Origin of the sequence: Microbispora sp. NPDC049633 (assembly GCF_040675265.1) — a bacterium.
Lineage (GTDB): Bacteria > Actinomycetota > Actinomycetes > Streptosporangiales > Streptosporangiaceae > Microbispora > Microbispora maris.
Window position 1 is genome coordinate 1 of the sequence record NZ_JBFAOO010000327.1, and the last position, 4,947, is coordinate 4,947.

General features: G+C 67.8%; 1 protein-coding gene and 1 pseudogene. Both read left to right on the top strand.

Annotated features, from left to right (window positions below):
- A pseudogene (locus AB0J39_RS38090) lies at nucleotides 1-900 on the top strand (DNA-directed RNA polymerase subunit beta); the annotation flags it as partial.
- Between the two features lie 19 nt (nucleotides 901-919).
- Nucleotides 920-4,795: a DNA-directed RNA polymerase subunit beta' gene (locus AB0J39_RS38095; protein ID WP_363473858.1), complete on the top strand. Its 3,876-nt coding sequence runs from the start codon at nucleotides 920-922 to the stop codon at nucleotides 4,793-4,795.
- Nucleotides 4,796-4,947: the final 152 nt, after the last annotated feature.

The window sequence follows — 4,947 nt, forward strand, 5'->3', positions numbered from 1 at the left end:
ACCGATGGGGACAAGCTCGCCGGCCGTCACGGCAACAAGGGCGTCATCTCCAAGATCCTCCCGGTGGAGGACATGCCGTTCCTCGAGGACGGCACTCCGGTCGACATCGTCCTGAACCCGCTGGGCGTCCCCGGGCGGATGAACGTCGGCCAGGTGCTGGAGACACACCTCGGGTGGATCGCCGCTCGCGGGTGGGATGTCTCCGGTATCGAGGAGGCCTGGGCCGAGCGCCTGCGTGAGAAGGACATGGACAGGGTCGAGCCCTGGACCAAGGTCGCCACGCCGGTGTTCGACGGCGCTAACGAGGAGGAGATCGTCGGCCTGCTCGACAGCACCCTGGTCAACAGGGACGGCTCCCGCATGGTGGGGGAGAACGGCAAGGCGCGGCTGTTCGACGGCCGTTCCGGCGAGCCGTTCCCGCACCCGATCTCGGTGGGCTACATCTACATCCTGAAGCTGCTGCACCTGGTCGACGACAAGATCCACGCTCGTTCGACCGGCCCGTACTCGATGATCACCCAGCAGCCGCTGGGTGGTAAGGCGCAGTTCGGCGGCCAGCGCTTCGGCGAGATGGAGGTGTGGGCGCTGGAGGCCTACGGCGCGGCGTACGCGCTGCAGGAGCTGCTGACGATCAAGTCCGACGACGTGCTGGGCCGCGTGAAGGTCTACGAGGCCATCGTCAAGGGCGAGAACATCCCCGAGGCGGGCATTCCCGAGTCCTTCAAGGTCCTCATCAAGGAAATGCAGTCGCTCTGCCTGAACGTCGAGGTTCTCTCCAGCGACGGCATGTCGATCGAGATGAGGGATACCGACGAGGACGTCTTCCGCGCGGCGGAGGAGCTCGGCATCGACCTGTCCCGGCGCCCCCACGAGGGCGCGATGACCGTCGACGAGGTCTGATTCAAAAGGGGATTATCTAGTGCTCGACGTCAACTTCTTCGACGAGCTGCGCATCGGCCTCGCGACCGCCGACGACATCAGGCAGTGGTCGCACGGCGAGGTGAAGAAGCCGGAGACCATCAACTACCGGACCCTCAAGCCGGAAAAGGACGGGCTCTTCTGCGAGAAGATCTTCGGTCCGACCCGGGACTGGGAGTGCTACTGCGGCAAGTACAAGCGCGTCCGCTTCAAGGGCATCATCTGTGAGCGTTGTGGCGTCGAGGTCACGCGCGCCAAGGTGCGCCGCGAGCGGATGGGCCACATCGAGCTGGCCGCGCCGGTCACCCACATCTGGTACTTCAAGGGTGTCCCGTCGCGCCTCGGCTACCTGCTCGACCTCGCTCCGAAGGACCTGGAGAAGGTCATCTACTTCGCGGCGTACATGATCACGCATGTCGACAACGAGATGCGTGACCGTGACCTGCCCTCGCTGGAGGCGAAGATCTCCGTCGAGCGGCAGCACATCGAGCAGCGCCGTGACGCCGACATCGAGGCCCGGCAGAAGAAGCTCGAGGCCGACCTGGCCGAGCTGGAGGCCGCCGGCGCCAAGGGCGACGCCCGCCGCAAGGTTCGCGAGGGCGCCGACCGCGAGATGCGCCAGCTCCGCGACCGGGCCCAGCGCGAGCTGGACCGGCTCGAGGAGGTCTGGAGCCGCTTCAAGAACCTCAAGGTCCAGGACCTCGAGGGCGACGAGCTGCTCTACCGCGAGATGCGCGACCGGTTCGGCCGCTACTTCCGCGGCGGCATGGGCGCCCAGGCCATCCAGGAGCGGCTGGCCAGCTTCGACCTGGAGGCCGAGGCGGAGAACCTGCGGGAGACCATCCGCAGCGGCAAGGGCCAGAAGAAGGCCCGTGCCCTCAAGCGGCTCAAGGTCGTCGCGGCGTTCCTCAACACCCGCAACTCGCCGAGCGGCATGGTCCTCGACTGCATCCCGGTGATCCCGCCGGACCTGCGGCCGATGGTCCAGCTCGACGGTGGCCGCTTCGCCACCTCGGACCTGAACGACCTGTACCGCCGGGTCATCAACCGGAACAACCGCCTCAAGCGTCTGCTCGACCTCGGCGCGCCCGAGATCATCGTGAACAACGAGAAGCGGATGCTCCAGGAGGCCGTCGACGCCCTGTTCGACAACGGCCGCCGCGGCCGCCCGGTCACGGGCCCCGGCAACCGCCCGCTGAAGTCCCTCAGCGACATGCTGAAGGGTAAGCAGGGTCGTTTCCGGCAGAACCTGCTCGGCAAGCGTGTCGACTACTCCGGCCGTTCGGTCATCGTCGTCGGCCCGCAGCTCAAGCTCCACCAGTGCGGCCTGCCCAAGCAGATGGCGCTGGAGCTGTTCAAGCCGTTCGTGATGAAGCGTCTGGTCGATCTCAACCACGCGCAGAACATCAAGTCCGCCAAGCGGATGGTCGAGCGGTCCAAGCCGGTCGTGTGGGACGTGCTCGAAGAGGTCATCACCGAGCACCCGGTGCTGCTCAACCGCGCGCCCACCCTGCACCGCCTGGGCATCCAGGCCTTCGAGCCGCAGTTGGTCGAGGGCAAGGCCATCCAGATCCACCCGCTCGTCTGCACCGCGTTCAACGCGGACTTCGACGGTGACCAGATGGCGGTGCACCTGCCGCTGTCGGCCGAGGCGCAGGCCGAGGCGCGGATCCTGATGCTGTCCACCAACAACATCCTCAAGCCGGCGGACGGCAAGCCGGTGACGATGCCCACCCAGGACATGGTCATCGGTCTGTACTGGCTGACCACCCAGAAGGAGGGTGGCCTGGGCGAGGGCCGGGTGTTCACCACGGTGTCGGAGGCCCTCATGGCCCACGACCGCCACGAGCTGGACATCCAGGCCAAGATCCAGGTCCGCCTCAAGGACGTCCCGCCGCCGCGCGGCTGGGAGGCCCCCGAGGGCTGGGAGACCGGCGACCCGATCCGGCTGGAGACCACGCTGGGCCGGTGCCTGTTCAACCAGACGCTGCCCGCCAACTACCCCTTCGTGAACTACCAGGTCGGCAAGAAGCAGCTCTCGGCGATCGTCAACGAGCTGGCCGAGCGGTACCCGAAGGTGGAGGTGGCCAACGCGCTCGACTCGCTGAAGGACGCCGGCTTCTACTGGGCGACCCGCGCCGGTGTCACGATCTCCATCGAGGACGTCGTGGCGCCGCCGAACAAGGCCGCCATCATGGAGTCCTACGAGAAGCGCGCCGACAAGGTCCAGCGGGAGTACGACCGCGGTCTGATCACCGACGAGGAGCGCCGTCAGGAGCTCATCGAGATCTGGACCCACGCGACGGCGGACGTCGAGACCGACATGGTCAACGCCTTCCCGGCGACCAACCCGGTCTGGATGATGGTCAACTCCGGCGCCCGCGGTAACCGCATGCAGGTGCGGCAGATCGCCGGCATCCGCGGCCTGGTGTCCAACACCAAGGGTGAGACGATCCCGCGGCCGATCAAGTCCTCGTTCCGCGAGGGCCTGTCGGTGCTGGAGTACTTCATCTCGACCCACGGCCAGCGGAAGGGTCTGGCGGACACCGCTCTGCGGACCGCCGACTCCGGTTACCTGACCCGTCGTCTGGTCGACGTCGCGCAGGACGTCATCGTGCGCGAGATCGACTGCGGCACCGACCGGGCCGTCCCGCTGCACGTCGGCGAGCGCGACCCGCAGGGCAACCTGGTCAAGGCCGAGAACGCCGAGAGCAACGTGCACGGCCGCATCCTGGCCGAGGACGTCGAGGTGGACGGCAAGCTCGTCGCGTCGGCGGGCGTCGACATCAACGACGACGTGGTCACGGCGCTGGTGAACGCCGGCATCGAGACCGTCAGGACCCGCAGCACGCTCGTCTGCGAGGCCAAGATCGGTGTCTGCGCGACCTGCTACGGCCGCTCGCTGGCCACCGGCAAGCTGGTGGACGTCGGTGAGGCCGTCGGCATCATCGCGGCCCAGTCGATCGGTGAGCCCGGCACCCAGCTGACCATGCGTACCTTCCACACCGGTGGTGTGGCGGGTGCGGACATCACCCACGGTCTGCCGCGTGTGCAGGAGCTGTTCGAGGCGCGCATCCCCAAGGGTGTCGCCCCGATCAGCGAGGTCGCCGGCCGCGTCCGGATCGACGAGACCGACAAGACCCGCAAGATCGTCATCACTCCGGACGACGGCTCCGACGAGATCGCCTACCCGGTGTCGATGCGGTCGCGGCTGCTGGTCTCGGAGGGGCAGCGCGTGGACGTCGGTCAGCTCCTGATCGCCGGTGCGCGCAACCCGAACGAGGTCCTGCGCATCCTCGGTCCGCGCGCCGTCCAGCTCCACCTGGTGGACGAGGTGCAGCAGGTCTACCGCTCGCAGGGTGTGTCGATCCACGACAAGCACATCGAGGTCATTGTCCGGCAGATGCTCAAGCGCGTGAACGTGCTGGAGTCCGGCGACACCGAGCTGCTGCCCGGCGAGCTGGTCGAGCGGCCGCGCTTCGAGGCGATCAACCGTCAGACCGTGGCGGAGGGCGGCCAGCCGGCCGCCGGTCGTCCGGTCCTGATGGGCATCACCAAGGCCTCGCTGGCCACCGAGTCGTGGCTGTCGGCGGCGTCCTTCCAGGAGACGACGCGAGTCCTCACCGACGCGGCGATCCACGCCAAGTCGGACTCGCTGCTCGGCCTCAAGGAGAACGTCATCATCGGTAAGCTCATCCCGGCCGGTACGGGCATGCCCCAGTACCGCAACATCCGGGTGGAGCCGACCGAGGAGGCCAAGGCCGCGATGTACACGGTCGGCGGCTACGACGGTTCGGCGGCGGACTACACCTTCGGCTCGGGCAGCGGCGAGGCCGTCCCGCTGGAGGAGTACGACTTCGGCCAGTACGGCCGATGACAGGTCGCCGCGGTGAGCGATCGCCGCGGCGGTGAACATACGGAAGCGGCCCGGGGGATGACGCCCCGGGCCCCATCCCCTTGTGGGCGGGGCGCGTACGGGCGGGGGGATGCGGCCGGTCGGAACAGCGGGGGGTAGGGAAAGAGTGTCTT